General features: G+C 68.9%; 12 protein-coding genes. 4 read left to right on the forward strand and 8 right to left on the reverse strand.

The genetic code is table 11. From position 1 onward, the window contains the following. Positions 1-65 precede the first annotated feature (65 nt). A complete protein-coding gene (gene pheT / locus LC092_RS10670; RefSeq protein ID WP_224806509.1) occupies positions 66-2,486 on the forward strand; it encodes a phenylalanine--tRNA ligase subunit beta in 2,421 nt (806 codons plus the stop codon). Between the two features lie 149 nt (positions 2,487-2,635). Continuing rightward, a complete protein-coding gene (locus LC092_RS10675; protein WP_224806510.1) occupies positions 2,636-3,460 on the forward strand; it encodes a nucleotidyltransferase family protein in 825 nt (274 codons plus the stop codon). Here LC092_RS10675 and pabB read toward each other — a convergent pair. Both pabB and LC092_RS10685 read right to left on the reverse strand, forming a co-directional pair. Beyond that, positions 3,388-5,226, reverse strand: a complete 1,839-nt coding sequence (gene pabB / locus LC092_RS10680; RefSeq protein WP_224806511.1) for an aminodeoxychorismate synthase component I — start codon at positions 5,224-5,226, stop codon at positions 3,388-3,390. The genes LC092_RS10675 and pabB overlap by 73 nt on opposite strands. Positions 5,227-5,260: 34 nt before the next feature. Further along, on the reverse strand, positions 5,261-6,277 hold the full coding sequence (locus LC092_RS10685) for a class I SAM-dependent methyltransferase (protein ID WP_224806512.1): 1,017 nt from the start codon (positions 6,275-6,277) through the stop codon (positions 5,261-5,263). A 232-nt stretch (positions 6,278-6,509) separates the two neighbouring features. Between LC092_RS10685 and LC092_RS10690 the strand changes: the two genes are divergently transcribed. Both LC092_RS10690 and LC092_RS10695 read left to right on the forward strand, forming a co-directional pair. Continuing rightward, positions 6,510-7,430, forward strand: coding sequence for a cation diffusion facilitator family transporter (locus LC092_RS10690; RefSeq protein ID WP_224806513.1), 921 nt, complete (start codon positions 6,510-6,512; stop codon positions 7,428-7,430). Positions 7,431-7,553: 123 nt separating this feature from the next. After that, on the forward strand, positions 7,554-8,324 hold the full coding sequence (locus LC092_RS10695) for an SDR family oxidoreductase (protein ID WP_224806514.1): 771 nt from the start codon (positions 7,554-7,556) through the stop codon (positions 8,322-8,324). 2 nt (positions 8,325-8,326) lie between these two features. On the opposite strand, the gene LC092_RS10700 is transcribed toward LC092_RS10695, so the two are convergent. The 6 genes from LC092_RS10700 to LC092_RS10725 all read right to left on the reverse strand — a co-directional run bounded on the left by LC092_RS10700 (position 8,327) and on the right by LC092_RS10725 (position 15,041). Further along, positions 8,327-9,025: a VIT family protein gene (locus tag LC092_RS10700; protein ID WP_224806515.1), complete on the reverse strand. Its 699-nt coding sequence runs from the start codon at positions 9,023-9,025 to the stop codon at positions 8,327-8,329. After that, positions 9,022-10,899, reverse strand: a complete 1,878-nt coding sequence (locus tag LC092_RS10705) for a heavy metal translocating P-type ATPase (RefSeq protein ID WP_224806516.1) — start codon at positions 10,897-10,899, stop codon at positions 9,022-9,024. The genes LC092_RS10700 and LC092_RS10705 overlap by 4 nt, the downstream gene beginning before the upstream one ends. Before the next feature lie 58 nt (positions 10,900-10,957). Beyond that, complete coding sequence (locus tag LC092_RS10710; protein ID WP_224806517.1) at positions 10,958-11,917, reverse strand: FAD:protein FMN transferase; 960 nt, start codon at positions 11,915-11,917, stop codon at positions 10,958-10,960. Beyond that, a complete protein-coding gene (locus tag LC092_RS10715) occupies positions 11,898-14,105 on the reverse strand; it encodes a PepSY domain-containing protein (protein WP_224806518.1) in 2,208 nt (735 codons plus the stop codon). The genes LC092_RS10710 and LC092_RS10715 overlap by 20 nt, the downstream gene beginning before the upstream one ends. Before the next feature lie 13 nt (positions 14,106-14,118). Further along, positions 14,119-14,601: a DUF2271 domain-containing protein gene (locus LC092_RS10720; RefSeq protein ID WP_224806519.1), complete on the reverse strand. Its 483-nt coding sequence runs from the start codon at positions 14,599-14,601 to the stop codon at positions 14,119-14,121. A gap of 89 nt (positions 14,602-14,690) precedes the next feature. Further along, on the reverse strand, positions 14,691-15,041 hold the full coding sequence (locus LC092_RS10725) for a hypothetical protein (protein ID WP_224806520.1): 351 nt from the start codon (positions 15,039-15,041) through the stop codon (positions 14,691-14,693). Between the last annotated feature and the right edge of the window lie 6 nt (positions 15,042-15,047).

The raw sequence follows: 15,047 nt of genomic DNA on the forward strand, positions 1-15,047 counted from the left end.
GGTCGCGTCGAATGGCGCCGCCCGTTTCGGCGCCCTCCGCGACATGAAGACAAGAGACCGACGCCATGAAATTCACCCTGTCCTGGCTCAAGGATCACCTGGAGACCGACGCCGGCCTCGACGAGATCGTCGAGACGCTGACCCGCATCGGCCTGGAGGTCGAGGATGTCGTCAATCCGGCCGACAAGCTGAAGAGCTTCACCATCGCCCGCGTGGTGGAGGCGAAGCAGCACCCGAACGCCGACCGGCTCAAGGTGCTCAGCGTCGACGCCGGCGATGGCGGCGAGCTGTTGCAGATCGTCTGCGGCGCGCCCAATGCCCGCACCGGTCTCGTCGGCGTGCTGGCGCGTCCCGGCGACTATGTTCCGGGCATCGACGTGACGCTTTCGGTTGGCAAGATCCGCGACGTGGAAAGCTTCGGCATGATGTGCTCGGAGCGCGAGCTTGAGCTGTCTGACGAGCACAGCGGCATCATCGACCTCGGCGAGAACGCGCCGGTGGGCGCCTCCTTCGCCGCCTATGCCGGCATCGACGATCCGGTGATCGAGATCGGCCTGACGCCGAACCGTCCCGATTGCGCCGGCGTTGCCGGCATCGCCCGCGACCTTGCCGCAGCCGGTCTCGGCAAGTTCAAGGAAAACCGGCCGCAGCCGATCGCGGGCGAGGGCGACTGCCCGGTCAAGGTCAATCTGGACTTCGGCGACACGCCGTCGCTCTGCCCCGCCTTCGGCTTGCGCCTCGTGCGCGGCATCAAGAACGGCCCCTCGCCGGAGTGGATGCAGAAGCGGTTGATCGCCATTGGCCTGCGCCCGATCAACGCGCTGGTCGACATCACCAACTACATCACCTTCGACCGCGGCCGTCCGCTGCATGTCTTCGATGCGGCCAAGGTCAAGGGCGACCTCACCGTGCGGCGCGGCCGCGCGGGCGAGGAGCTGCTGGCGCTCGACGGCAAGACCTACCGCTTCGACGACACCATGTGCGTGATCGCCGACGAGAACGGTCTGGAATCCATCGGCGGCATCATGGGCGGCGAGGTCTCCGGCTGCACCGCCGAGACCACCGACGTTTTGATCGAATCGGCGCTGTGGGACGAGACCAACATCGCCCGCACCGGTCGTGCGCTCGGCATCAACACCGACGCGCGCTACCGCTTCGAGCGCGGCGTCGATCCGCAGTTCTGCCTCCCGGGTCTGGAGCTTGCCACGCAGATGGTGATGGACCTGTGCGGCGGCACGCCGAGCAAGACGACCTTCTCCGGCGCCATTCCCGACACCGACCGCGTCATCGATTTCCCCTTCGCCGAGGTCAAGCGGCTGTCGGGCCTCTCGCTGTCGGATGCGGAGATCAAGGGCGTGCTCGGCCGGCTCGGCTTCTGGGTCGCCGGCAGCGGCGACACGGTCAAGGTCTCGCCGCCGTCCTGGCGTCCGGACGTGCACGGCAAGGCGGATCTCGTCGAGGAGGTCGTGCGCATCGTCGGCCTCGACAAGGTGGTCTCCACCCCGCTGCCGCGCCAGTCGACGGTCTCCGACCGGGTGCTGACCATCGCCCAGACGCGCCGCTCGCAGGCACGGCGCACGCTCGCCGTGCGCGGCATGAAGGAAGCGGTTACCTGGTCGTTCATCTCGCGCCAGCAGGCGGAAGCCTTCGGCGGCGGCGGGCGCGATCTTGAACTTGCCAACCCGATTTCCGCCGACATGTCGGACATGCGCCCGAGCCTCGTGCCGGGGCTTGCAGCCGCCGCCCAGCGCAATGCCGACCGCGGCTATCCGGATGTCGCTCTCTTCGAGGTCGGCCAGGTCTTCGCCAACGACACGCCGAAGGGCCAGTCGATGGTCGCCGCCGGCGTGCGCCGGGGGACCGCCGCCTTCACCGGCTCCGACCGTCACTGGGCGGGCAATGCCGCCCCCGTCGGTGTCTTCGACGCCAAGGCCGACGCCGAGGCAGCGCTTGCCGCGGCCGGCGCGCCGGTCGACAAGCTGATGGTCTTCGCCGAGGCGCCGGACTGGCTGCATCCCGGGCGTTCGGGCGAATTGCGCCTCGGCCCCAAGACGGTGCTCGCGCGCTTCGGCGAATTGCATCCGCGCGTCATGCGTGACCTCGACATCGACGGACCGGTCGCGGTCTTCGAGGTGTTCCTTGACGCGATCCCCGTGCCCAAGGGCAAGGGCGGCCGCTCCAAGGGCGCCTTCAACGCCAGCGACCTGATGCCGGTGCGTCGCGACTTTGCTTTCGTCGTCGACGAGGCGGTGACCGCCGACAAGCTGATCAAGGCCGCGCGCGGCGCCGACAAGGCGCTGATCGTCGACGTGACCCTGTTCGACGTCTATCGCGGCAAGGGCATCGAGGAGGGGCGCAAGTCGCTCGCCATCGACGTCACGCTGCAGCCGCGCGACAAGACGCTGACCGACGAGGACATCGATGCGGTCGCGGCCAAGATCCGCGCGGCGGTGGAAAAGGCGACCGGCGGAACGCTTCGCGGCTGACGCGGGCTCTTGGCGCCAGCCGGACCCTTCGGCTGGCGGCTTGTGCCGGGACACCGTGTCCCATACCCTTTGCGAGGTGCTTCGGCGCGTCCGGCGAGAGCCGGGCGCTTGGGCGCCTGCGGGGCAGGGTTCTTGATCTGGAGACTTTCGTGGCCGCACAGACATCGCCTCGAAACCCGGTACCGTCGAGCGGCCTTGCCCTCGACCGCACGACGCTGGGCGATCCCGCGTGCGCGAGCGAGGACGACCGCCGCCGGGTGCTGGAGCTTCTCCTGCGCACCGATCTGCCGCTGATGCGGGTGCTGCGCGGTGCCAGACGGCTTGCGCTGCCGGACTGGCGCCTGGCCAGCGGCGCGATCTACCAGACGGTGTGGAACGCGCTCACCGGCCGCGCGCCGGGCCACGGCATCAAGGATTACGACCTTCTGTATTTCGACGGCACGGACACCGGCTATGAGGCGGAGGACCGGGAAATCGCACGCGGCGCGGCGCTCTTCGCCGATGCACCGGTTCCCGTCGAGATCCGCAATCAGGCGCGGGTGCACCTTTGGTTTCAGGCCCGCTTCGGCCGGGCTTATCCGAAGCTGCGCTGCACCGACGAGGCGCTGTTGAACTACGCGTCCAAGACCCATGCCGTGGCCGTGCGGCTGGAGAACGACGACCGCTTGTCGATTGTCGCGCCGTTCGGCCTTGCCGATGTCTTCGCCATGCGGCTGGTGCCCAATCCCGTGCTCGACAACGCCGAGACCTACGCGAAAAAGGCCGCGCGCATGAGTGCCGCCTGGCCCGAGGTCGAGGTCGTGCCCTGGCCGGCCGATGCGGCGGACCAGGAGGTGGATCCGGGTCCGTCGGCCGCGATGGATGAACCCCGGCCGCAGGCGCAAACGGCCTTTGATCCCGGCTATGCGCCGTCGGCCGCCGGCCGGGACTGGATGTCGCTTGCGACCAGCCCGCGTACCGAATTGCCGAAATAGACCTTTTCGGCCCGCAGCACATCGTCGAGCGTCAACTCCGCCTCGAAGGCCCGTCCGCTGTCCAGCAGGGCTTCGCGCAGCGTGCCCGGCAACAGGCCGTGGGCAAGCGGCGGCGTCAGCAGCCGGCCCGCCCGGGCGACGAAGAGATTGGTGTAGCTTCCTTCCGTCGCGAAGCCGTCCCGGTTGACGAACAGAACCTCGTCGCATCCCCGGGTCGTGACCATCCGCTTCAGGGTCTCGTCGTAGAGCGCGCGGCGCGTCGTCTTGTGGGCAAGCAGCGGATTGTCGGCATCGACCGGCGTGTCCGACAGCGCGATGCGCCAGCGCGGCGGCGTCGGCGCGAGCGCTTCGTCGGCAAGGCGAAACCGCCCGTCGGCGGAGACTTCCAGCCGGACCCGGCGCGGCGCGTCGAACCCCTTCGCACGTTCCGCAAGCGCCGCCGCGATCCTGTCCGGCGCACAGGCGAACCCGAGCCGGGCCGCGCTCGTCCGAAGCCGGCGCATGTGGCGCGCAAGCAGCAGATAGCCCTCGCCCGGATGCCAGGCCATGGTCTCGATCAGGGCGAAATCCGGCAACGGACGCTCAAGGAAGGCGAGCTTCAGCCAGCTTTCGGCATATTCGGGACCGGCCCCGGAATCGAAAACGACACCCGATCCCGTCCCGATCTCGAAGGGGCCTTCGCTGGCACCCTCGGGCGTGCGCGCCACCAGGGTGCGGATCGCGACGTTGAAGCGAAAGTCGCCGCCGGGCGCAAGGTGGCCGATGGCGCCGGTGTAGATCCCGCGCGGGCCGGTTTCCAGCTCGTGCAGGATCTCCATCGCCCTCAGTTTCGGCGCGCCGGTGATCGAGCCGCAGGGAAAGAGCCGTGCCATGCAGGCGGCAAACCCGTGGCCGGGCTCCAGCTCCGCTTCCACCGTCGAGGTCATCTGGTGCAGCGTGGCATAGGGCTCGACCTCGAAGAGGCGCGGCACCTTCACGCTGCCCGGCACGGCGATGCGCGACAGGTCGTTGCGCATCAGGTCGACGATCATGACGTTTTCGGCCTGCGACTTGGGATCGCGGGCAAGCTCTGCGGCGATTTCCGCATCGACGTTCTGGTTCGCGCCGCGCGGCGCCGTCCCCTTCATCGGCCGGCAGGTGAGGCGCATGCCGCGCCGCTCCAGAAAAAGCTCCGGCGACAGCGACAGAACCTGGTGCGTGCCGAGATCGAGCCAGGCGGCATGGCCGACGGGCTGTGTTGTGACCAGCCGTGCGAAGAGGGCGCGCAGGTCGCCGGACCAGCGCCCGCGGGCCCGCATGGTCAGATTGGCCTGATAGATGTCGCCGCGCGCAAGATGGTCGCGCACGGCCGTGAAGGCGGCCTGATAGTCCTCTTCGCTCATGTCGAGGCCGTCGACGGTTGCCGTGGGCGGCGCCGCATGGGCGGCCGCCCGGGCGTCCGCGTCGACAAGCTGTGTCAGCGCCGCCGCGCGGTCGAGCCGCTCGGGCGCGTCGTAGACGCCGAACCAGACCAGCGGGAGGTCCGGGTCGCGCGGGGCAAGCGTACGCAGCTTGTCCTCGAAGGCATAGCCGGCTTCATAGGAGAGAAAGCCGGCAAGATGCGCGCCCTCGGCCGCGGCACGCTCGGCGTCTTGCAGGCAGGCGGCGACGTCTTCCACGCGCGTGCAGGCAAGAATGCGCCGAGGCGCGGTGAAGCGAAGCGCGGTGCCCGCCTGCGCGTCGAGCAGCAGCACGCTTTCAGCCGTGTCGCTTGTGCCTTTGCTCATGACGCGCTCGCTCGCCGTCGGTCGGGCGTGGGGATCAGGTCTTCGCCTGCGTGGGCGTCCGCACGGGCGCGGTCCTGTTCAGCCTGGCAAACGCGCGGTCGAGGATCTTCGGCGCGCTGCCGTGGCTCGCGGCCAGGAGATATTCCCTCGGGTAGCGGTGGAGCTTGCCCAGCAACCGGCCGATCCCCTTCTTGCTCGCCGCATGCGCGATGGCCGAGGTCGCATGCAGATCCGCCCAGAGCGTCTCGTAGTTCTCCGGCATCTCGATCGGCGCGTCGCTGAAGCTTGAGGACACCTTGCGCGCGAGGATCGTCGTCGACGCCGAGGCGGCCGGAATGATCTCGAAGCCCGCCTTGAGCAGCATCGCCTTCAGCGTCTCGTGATTGAAATTGTAGATATGGGCGTAGTGGAAGCGCGTCGACGGCGCGTGATTGGTGTTCTGGATGTTGGGAACGGCGACCGAGAACAACCCGTTGTCGCGCAGCAGGCCGTTGATCGCGCGCAGCGAGGCGAGCGGATCGGGCAGATGCTCCAGCACGTGGTTCAGGTTGATGATGTCATAGCCGTCGTCGCGCAGATCCGCTGTTTCGTAGGTGCAGTTCTGCACCGGCAGGCCGAGCACCCGCTTCGTGTAGTCGGCATAGCCCGTGTTGGGCTCGACGCCGGTGACCTCGAAGCCCATCTTGCGGGCCATGTAGAGGAACTCGCCGCTGCCCGATCCGATGTCGAGAAAGCGCGTCTGCTCCGGGCTTGCGTGTCCGGCGATCTGGGCAACCCGCTGATAGGCGCCCGGCGCATAGCGGTAGGTGTGCTTCAGCTTCGGTTCGTAGGTCGACTTGTAGGCCTTGCGGTAGTCGACGGCATAGAAACGGTCGAGCTCTTCCTTGGTCGGGATCGGGTGGCTGTGCACCAGACCGCAGCCGGTGCAGATCACCGTCGTCAGCGGCTTTGCGTCGCGGCCCACGCCGGAGACCACGCGCCGGTCTTTCCCGGCGCAGATGCGGCATTCCGTTTCCAGCGTGATCACGCTTCCGTTTTCGACATTCGGCAAGACACGGCCCCCGTTCTGGAAAGATCTGCGGTTTGGGCAGGGCATGCGGCTCCCGCGCCGTCCCGCGGCCCTGTCATATTGGATCGGGCCGTTTGCGACCAGAAAAATGTGCCGCCGAGCAGCCCGGCGTCGGGCTTGACGTTCCACGGGCTGGAGGCGCCAGCCTTGCGGCGTGGCCGCCGTCTCGCGACAGGACGCCGGCCGGGTTTCGCAGTCGCTCGGGAGATGCAGGATGAGCCACGCAAGTCATGGTCCGGCGCCGGTGCGCGGGCGCGGAATGGCGATTTCCGCCTGGCTGACCGGGATTTACTTCGTCGTGGAACTGGCGATCGGATTGTGGATCGGATCGGTCGCCGTGATTGCGGATGCGCTGCACACATTTTCGGCCGTCGGCGGGATCCTGGTCGCGCTTCTCGCCGCCCGGCTTGCCCGGCGCCCGGCCGATGCGCAACGCTCCTTCGGCTGGTACCGCAGCGAGATCATCGGCGCATTGGTCAACGGCGGCTTCCTGCTGGCAATGGCGATCGTGGTGATCGTGATGTCGGCAATGCGCCTGTTCGACCCGATCGAGTTGCCGACCACTCCGATGCTGATCGCCGCCGCCGGCGGTCTGGCGACGGAGGTCGTCTCGCTCGCGCTGGTCTGGAGGCAGGCGCGCGAGGACATCAACGTGCGCGGCGCGCTGTGGCACATCATCCAGACCTTCGTCGGCAGCCTGTTGATCATCGTCACCGCGCTGGTGATCTGGCTCACCGGTTTCTACGCCATCGATCCCCTGTTGGGGATGGCTTTCGGCTTTGTGCTGATCTGGGCGAGTTGGGGGATCCTGCGCGATGCGTCGCATCTGCTGATGGAGGGAACACCCCCCGGCATCGAGCTGCAACAGGTGTCGGCCGCGCTTGCCGGGCTTGACGGTGTCGTCGACGTTCACCACCCCCATGCCTGGGCCCTCACCAGTGGCCGGCACGTGTTTTCCGCGCATTTGCGGGTGCGCGACGACGCCCTTTCCCCGGCGGTGCTGGCCAGCGCGCACGACCTGCTGCGGCACAGGTTCGGGTTCTATTTTTCCACCCTGCAGCTGGAAGTCCGCTGCCTCGACGAGGAAACCGCCCCGCAGATCGATGTCGCCCGCGCGTCGTACCCGCGCACGTGAGGGATTTCAGCGAAGTGCCGGCGGCGGGAGATGCGCGCCGCCCCGGGACTCGGCTTTGTCGGAATATGCGATAGAATTCGCCGGGTTGATCCCCCGATTGCAATTCCGATTCCTGGAGAGCGTATGTCCGACCTTACGAACAAGACTGTTGTCATTACCGGTGCCAGCCGCGGCATCGGCGCGGCCGCCGCGCGTCATCTGGCGTCGCTCGGCGCGAGCGTCGTGCTTGCGGCGCGCAGCACCGGCGATATCGAGCGCATCGCCAAGGAGATCGAGGCCGCCGGCGGAACGGCGACCGCCATGGCCTGCGACGTGGCCCGCAACGAGGATGTGAAGGCGCTGGTCGCGCGGACTGTGGAGCTTTACGGAGGGCTCGACGTCCTGGTGAACAACGCCGGCCTGATCGATCCGATCGCGCGGATCGCCGACAGCGATCCCGACGCCTGGAGCCAGGTCGTCGACGTCAACGTCAAGGGCGTCTACTACGGCCTGCGCCATGCGATCCCGGAAATGACCGCGCGCGGCGGCGGCACCATCATCAACATCAGCTCGGGGGCGGCCACCGGCGCGCTGGAAGGCTGGAGCCACTATTGCGCCACCAAGGCGGCGGTGCTGTCGCTGACCCGCTGCACCGACAAGGAATATCGCGGCGAGGGCATCCGCATGATCGGCCTCAGCCCCGGCACGGTGAAGACCGACATGCAGGTCGCGATCAAGGCGTCGGGCCTCAATCCGGTGAGCCAGCTCGACCCGTCGGTGCATATTCCGCCCGAATGGGTCGCCCAGGCGATCGCCTATCTCTGCGGACCCGGCGGCGATGCCTATCTCGGCACGGATTTCTCGCTGAAGACCAACGAGGGCCGCGCGGCCGTCGGTCTGCCGCCGGTGTCCTGACCCTAGACGGAGACCCCGAAGACCATGCCGACGGCGGCGGTCGCGGCCATGGCGAGCGCGCCCCAGAAGCTGACCCGCAGCGCCCCCTTGGCGATCCCGGCGCCGCCGGCGGAGGCGCCCAGGCCGCCGAGCACGGCAAGCGCCGGCAGCGTGGTGACCGCCACCGCCATCGAGATCGCGGAGGCCGGCGCAAGCCCCGCCACGATCAGCGGCACGACGGCACCGATTGCAAAGGTCAGCGCGGACACCGCGGCGGCCTGGATCGGGCGGGCGGTAATGGTCTCGGAGATGCCGAGCTCGTCACGCATATGCGCGCCGAGCGCGTCCTTTTCGGTGAGCTGGATCGCGACCTGCCGGGCCAGCCGGTCGTCGAGACCGCGCTCGACATAGATCTGCGTCAGTTCGTCGAGTTCGGCCTCCGGGGTTTCCTCCAGTTCGCGTATCTCGCGCGCGATGTCGGCCTGTTCCGCATCGGTCTGCGAACTCACCGAGACATATTCGCCGGCGGCCATCGACATCGCGCCGGCGACGAGACCGGCGAGGCCGGCGATCAGCACCTCCGGGCGTCCGGACCCGGCCGCGGCCACGCCGACAACGAGGCTCGCGGTCGACACCAGACCGTCGTTGGCGCCCAGCACCGCGGCGCGCAGCCAGCCGATGCGATGCACGAGATGGATTTCGGAGTGAAGAATACGGGTCATAGGCTTTGTCCTTTCGCATCGCTCGCCGACGGCTGCGCGCGCGGTGTGATCCTCAGGGCGCGCAGGGCATTCAGGATCACGGCCACATCGATCGCCTCCTGCAACAGCGCACCCTGCACCGGTGTCAGATAGCCGAAGGCGGCGGCAACCATGCCGGCAATCGAAAGGCCGATCCCGACGACGACGCTCTCGACCGCGATCCGCCGGGCGCCGTTCGCCACTTCCAGCCCCGGCAGCAGGCGGTCGAGATGGTCGACCAGCAGGACGACGTCGGCGGCTTCCGCCGAGGCGGCCGCACCGCGCGCGCCCATGGCAACGCCGACGTCCGCCGCCGCCAGCGCGGGGGCGTCGTTGACACCGTCGCCGACCATCATCACGGGGCCGTTCTTGCGTTCGCTCAAGACCAGCAGCACCTTCTGGTCCGGCGAGAGCTCCGAGCGCACCGCATCGAGGCCGAGGCCTTGCGTCACGGCCTCTGCCACCGCGCGCCGGTCGCCGGTCGCCAGCAGGATCCGCTCGATGCCGTTTTCCCTGAGGCCGGCAAGCAGCCCCGCCGTCCCGGAGCGCAGCGCGTCGGCCAGGAGCAGATGGCCCGCCAGAGCACCGTCGACGGAGACGGCGACGATCACCGATCCCGGTTCGCGAAGATGGTGATCCCAGCCGGGCCGCTCGGCCTGCCGGGCGACGAAACCGATGCCGCCGACGACGACGCGGCGGCCATCCACGGTGCCGGCGACGCCCTCGCCCGGCGTTTCGACGATCTGCTGCGGCACGGGCAGGACCATCCCGCGCGCCCGCGCTTCCGCGACGATGGCCTGCGCGATCGGATGTTTCGAGGCCTGGTCGAGAGCGGCGGCGAAATAGAGAACCTCCCGGTCCGCCAGGTCGCCGTGGACTTCGATTGCAACGATCTGCGGGCGCCCGTCGGTCAGCGTGCCGGTCTTGTCGAGGATCAGCGTGTTGATCCGTGCCAGTGCCTCCAGCGGTTTCGCGCCCTTGATCAGCACGCCGAAATGGGCGGCGCGCGACAGGCCCGCTACCAGCGCCACCGGCACGGCAAGGATCAGCGGGCAGGGCGTTGCGACGACGAGAACGGCGACCGCGCGGATCGGATCGCCGGTGATCCACCAGGCGGCCGTTGCCAGCACCACGGTGACGGCGAGAAAGGCGAGCGAATAGCGGTCGGCGAGCCGTGCCATCGGCGCCTTGGACTTTTGCGCCGCCTCCACCAGCCGCACGATCCCGGCATAGGTGCTGTCGGCGGCGCGGCGGGTGGCGCAGAGGTCGAAGGCCTCGCCGGCGTTGGTCGCCCCGCTCATCACCTCGGCATCGCGCTCAAGTCGCGCCGGCATGGATTCGCCCGTCAGCGCCGACAGGTCGAGAACGGCGCGATCGCTTGCAAGCGTTCCGTCGACCGGTGCGACGTCGCCTTGCCGGATGAGCAGGACGTCGCCGGGCTCGATGTCCTCCAGCGGCACCTCGTCGAGCGCGCCGTTGCGGTGCCGGGTCGCGGTGCGCGGCACGCGGGCGAGCAGCGCGCTCATCTCGCGCCGGGCGCGCCCCTCGGCGAAGCTTTCCAGAAAAGTGCCGCCCGAATACATCAGTGCGACAACGGCGGCGGCGAGCGTCTCGCCGAAGGCAAGCGCGGCCGTCATGGAAAGGGCCGCGACGATATCGAGGCCGACCTCGCCGGCGCGCAGCGAGCGGGCGATTTCCAGCAGAAGCGCTGCCAGTACGGGCAGGACACCGGCCGTCCAGACGACGCTTGCCGGCTGTGCCAGCCCGGCAAGCGACAGGGCGAGTCCGGCCAGAAGCCCGGCAAGCGCGATGGCGACAAGCGCGGTGTTCACACGGTCCTGAAACGGGGCGGTCATCTGCGGGTGGCCATGAAAGGAAGGTCCGGTGTCAGGTCACGCTTCGGGCGGTGGGGCGTCAGGCCGGGCGCGGCTGGAACAGAGATCCGACCGGCGTCCGGCGAAGCCTGTCGCCGTCGCGGTCGATGAAGAGGGCGTCGAGGGTCAGTTTACGGGCGATCCGCGCGCCCTCCAAGCGTCCTTTGACCATCAGCGCCGTTGCCCATGCGTCCGCCGCCATGCAGGTTTCGGCGACGACAGTGACCGAGGCCGGCGCATGCGCCAGCGGGCCGCCGCGTTTCGGGTCCATCGTGTGCGACAGCCGCTGCCCGCCGATCTCGACGAAATGACGATAGTCGCCCGAAGTGGCAACCGCGGCATTTTCAAGCGCCAGGATCGCGCAAGGTTTGCGTGCCAAGGGGTCGGGATCCTCGATCGCAACCGTCCAGGGCGTTCCGTCCGGCTGGGTGCCGAGCGCGCGCAGCTCGCCGTCGATGGCAAGGAGCGCCCCGGGAAGGGCGAACGCCTTGGCGACCTCGGCGAGCCGGTCAACGCCATATCCCTTGGCGATGCCGCAAAGATCGAGCGACACCGGCGCATGCTTGCGGGCCCGGCCGGCTGCCGTATCGAGTTCCACCACGTCATGCGCCGCTGGCCTCGTGGTGGAAAGCGCCGCGCGGATGCGGCTTTCCGCCGCCGCCTGCGGGCCGAAGCCCCAGGCCGCAACCGCATCACCCATGGCGATGTCGAAGGCCCCGTCCGAGGCGCGCCCGATCGCAAGCCCGGCCTCGAGCACCGTCATCAGCGCGGCCGGAAGCTCGACCCAGGCACCGGTGGGGGCCGCGTTCAGCCGCATGAGATCGCTGTCGGCTTTCCAGGTGGACATCTGGGCATCCACCTCGGCCACCGCCTGTGCCATGGCGCGTTCGACCGGCCGCACGTCGAAGTCCGCCGGCATGTGGAACAGCGCCGACCAGCGGGTGCCCATGGTCGCGCCGTTCAGCGCATGGCGGGTGAGATCAGTAAATGTCTTCGCCATATCGGCCTTCTGCTTTCAGCGTCTGGAGGGAAAGTCCGTGCGGGGCGAGGATCTCGCCAAGCGCCTCGGCGACGCCGGCGGCCATGCCGCGCCCGCCGCACACGAGCACCTCGGCACCGTTGCCGATCAGCTGCGCCACCCGCGCGCCATCGCGGCGCAAGGCGTCCTGGACGTAGGTGCGCGTTCCCGTGCGGGAAAATGCGGTGGTGAGCGAGGCGAGCCGTCCATCGGCCTGCCACTCTGTCAGTTCCTTTCCGTACAGCAGGTCGCTGTCGGGATGGCGGACACCGAACCACAGATGCATCGCCCGTCGTTTCGTGTTGGCGCGGGCAAAGCCTGCGAGCGGCCCGATGCCCGTTCCCGCGCCGATCAGGATCACCGGCGCGCGGCCGCGTTTCGGGCGAAACGTCGGGTTGGGGCGCACGAAGGCGCGCACGCTGTCGCCGGGCCGAAGGCCCAGAAGCTGGCCCGAGCACACTCCGCCGGGGTGCTTCTTCACACAGATTTCCGCAAAGCCGTCGCTTGTCGCGGAGGCAAGCGAATAGAAGCGGGTGACGGGCGATCCGTCCGGCACGATGCCGATGAGATCGCCGGCGGCGAAGCGCGGCAGGCCCTGGCCCAGCCAGCGACGCCAGACGGCAACCCGGGGCACGGCGAAACGCAGGATGGAGACAGGGGTCTGCATGTCCGTGCCGTAGTCGCGGCGCGAGAGGAGCGTCAAACCTTCCGTGTGCGGCGCGACCGGCTGGTGGTCGATCTCCAGCGGCGTGCCGATGGCCGCGCCGAAGGCCCGCGCCCAGCGGGCGAAGTCCTGCGGCGACTGGCGGTCCACGCTGTCCATCGGCAGGAGTTCCGCCCAGCCTTTCGCCGCCGCCGCATCCACGACATCTTGGGCGAAGCCGCAAAAGGCGGGAAAGTTGCGGTCGCCGAAACCGAGCACCGCAAGCGGCGCGGCGGGGGGCGTCGGCAGAGCGGCCAGCCGGTCGAGGAAGCCCGCTGCCGAGGCCGGGGCGGTTCCGTCGCCATAGGTCGCGGCCAGCACGACGATCCGCCTGGCGCCCGTGTAGCGTGCGGGTGAAAAGCGCGACATGGCATCGGTGTGCACCGTGTGGCCGGCGCCCGTGAGTGCGTCATGCAGGGCTTTTGCAAATCCCCAGGTGGTTCCGCCCTCGCTGCCGACCAGCAGGATCGTGTCGGCCCGCGCCGCCGCGGCATTGGCGCGGATGCGCGGCCTTTTGCCAGCGCCGCCTGCCCAGAGCACGACGCCCGTTCCCGCCATGACGGGAATGCCGAGCGCCATCAGGCCAAGCACCAGCCCGAGGACGGAGGCGCCTTCGCCGGTGTGCAGCATGTAGACGGTTTCGGTGATCCGCTCCAAGCCGCCGAGGTCGTTCCAGGCGATGAGCGCGCCCGTGCCCTGGTCGATATAGCCCTGGCCGGCATCGGTCTTCAGCGTGAAGGCGTCCGTCGGATCGTCGGGGTAGGGGAAGGTGAGCTCGCGCAAGGCAAAGACGGGCGTCTCGCGCAGCACCGGCATGTCGCCGACGGCGGCGCCGGTTTCTCCGCTGACGGCGGGAAAGACGGGCGGGCCGGCGCCTTCCGGCAGGAGGGAAAAGGTCGAGGCGCTCATCCAAAGCGCGGTGATGGAGGACAGCAGCAGTCCGGCGACCGAAAGACGGGCGATCTCCACATGCAGCCGCCCGGACACGGGCCCCTTGAGCGGCGAAAACACCTTCCGCCAGCCGCCGGTGCGCCGCGCCACAAGGGCGATGCCGCTGATCGAAAGAAGAAGCAGCGATGCCGCGCCGGCCGCCGCCGCGATCCGCCCGGCGTCGTCGAGGAACAGCGACCGGTGCAGGGTCTTCAGCCAGCCGTGGGCGACCGGCGCATCGGCGCTTGCGACGCCCGCGCCGGTCGCCGGATCGATTGTCGCCGCGCCCGGCGCGCCGTCTTCAAACCAGTAGGCAGTGATCTGACCCGACGGCGCACGGCGGATCTGTTCGACGCCCGGATATCGGGCCTGGATCCGCGTTGCGAGCTCCGCGACGCTGAGCCGGGCCTCGGCCTGCGCCGGGGCCTGAAGGGTCTCCAGCGCCGGGAACAGCGAGAGGGCGGCGCCCGACAGGGCGAGCACCACAAGGAGTGCCGCGGCAATGAGGCCCGGCCACCGGTGCAGGCTGCGGATCATCGCAATGTCTCCCTTACATGTCGTAGGAGAAGGAGGAGATGTAGCGCCGGCCGGGCGTGGGTTTGCCCGCGCCGGCGGAGGTCAACGGCACGGTGATTTCCGACGGGCTGTCGCGCATGTCCTCGACGGCGGCGTCGATGTGCAGCACATAGCCGGCATCGAAGAGCGCGTCGGAGAGATCGAGCGTGATGGAAAGCTGACGTCCCGCGCCGACGCTGGCACCGGTGATGCCGTTGATCTCGGCTGTGTTGCCGGCGGTCGCACGGTACCAGTCGCGCAGATGCTCGTAGTATTTGGCCTTGCCGCCGGCCATCCACAGGCTGCCCTTGTAGGCGCCCGAGGCGTCGGTGACATAAAGCGCCAGATAGGCGCCGTCGCCGCCGTAGGCGTTCAGCGTCGTGGTCAGGGTGACCGGCCGGGCCTGCGCGGCGCCGGGAAGGACGAGCACTGTCGACAGCGCGGTGGTAAGGGCAAGGGCGGCAAGAAGGGATTTCATCGGGGATCTCCGGCTTGGAAAGGGCGGGGGAGGTGGCCCGACCGCCTGAGCGGGCGGCGGGCCTTGCAGGCTTGGGCGGGGAACGGCCGTCAGTTCACCTTGACCTTGGGCGCGGCGCCGGTGCCGAACAGGCCGTTGGCCGGCGGGGCCACACTGCCGGCAGGCGCCGCGTTCATGCCGCCCCGGCGTCCGCCGTCGTCATCATCGTCGTCGTCATCATCATCGTCGTCGTGGTCATCATCGTGATCGTCATCCTCGTCATGATCGTCGTCATCATTGCTGGCGAGCTTCAGCAAACCGTGCTGGAGCGTCTCCGCACCCTTGGAGAGGGCTGCATAGGGTTCGTCCAGGTCGAGGGTCTTGATGGCGCCGATGGCGGGGACCGCGATCAGCGCGCCGAGCGCGGTGGAGGCGGCGAGAATGGCAAGTTTCGTCTTCATGGAAGC

The organism is Stappia stellulata (genome assembly GCF_020176715.1).
Classification (GTDB): Bacteria; Pseudomonadota; Alphaproteobacteria; order Rhizobiales; family Stappiaceae; genus Stappia.

Bases quoted from the DNA above. Each gene is read 5' to 3' on its own strand.
- LC092_RS10705 (WP_224806516.1), bottom strand. From the start codon at position 10,899: ATGACCGCCCCGTTTCAGGACCGTGTGAACACCGCGCTTGTCGCCATC.
- LC092_RS10725 (WP_224806520.1), bottom strand. From the start codon at position 15,041: ATGAAGACGAAACTTGCCATTCTCGCCGCCTCCACCGCGCTCGGCGCG.
- pheT (WP_224806509.1), top strand. From the start codon at position 66: ATGAAATTCACCCTGTCCTGGCTCAAGGATCACCTGGAGACCGACGCC.
- pabB (WP_224806511.1), bottom strand. From the start codon at position 5,226: ATGAGCAAAGGCACAAGCGACACGGCTGAAAGCGTGCTGCTGCTCGAC.
- LC092_RS10720 (WP_224806519.1), bottom strand. From the start codon at position 14,601: ATGAAATCCCTTCTTGCCGCCCTTGCCCTTACCACCGCGCTGTCGACA.
- LC092_RS10715 (WP_224806518.1), bottom strand. From the start codon at position 14,105: ATGATCCGCAGCCTGCACCGGTGGCCGGGCCTCATTGCCGCGGCACTC.
- LC092_RS10710 (WP_224806517.1), bottom strand. From the start codon at position 11,917: ATGGCGAAGACATTTACTGATCTCACCCGCCATGCGCTGAACGGCGCG.
- LC092_RS10690 (WP_224806513.1), top strand. From the start codon at position 6,510: ATGAGCCACGCAAGTCATGGTCCGGCGCCGGTGCGCGGGCGCGGAATG.
- LC092_RS10695 (WP_224806514.1), top strand. From the start codon at position 7,554: ATGTCCGACCTTACGAACAAGACTGTTGTCATTACCGGTGCCAGCCGC.
- LC092_RS10700 (WP_224806515.1), bottom strand. From the start codon at position 9,025: ATGACCCGTATTCTTCACTCCGAAATCCATCTCGTGCATCGCATCGGC.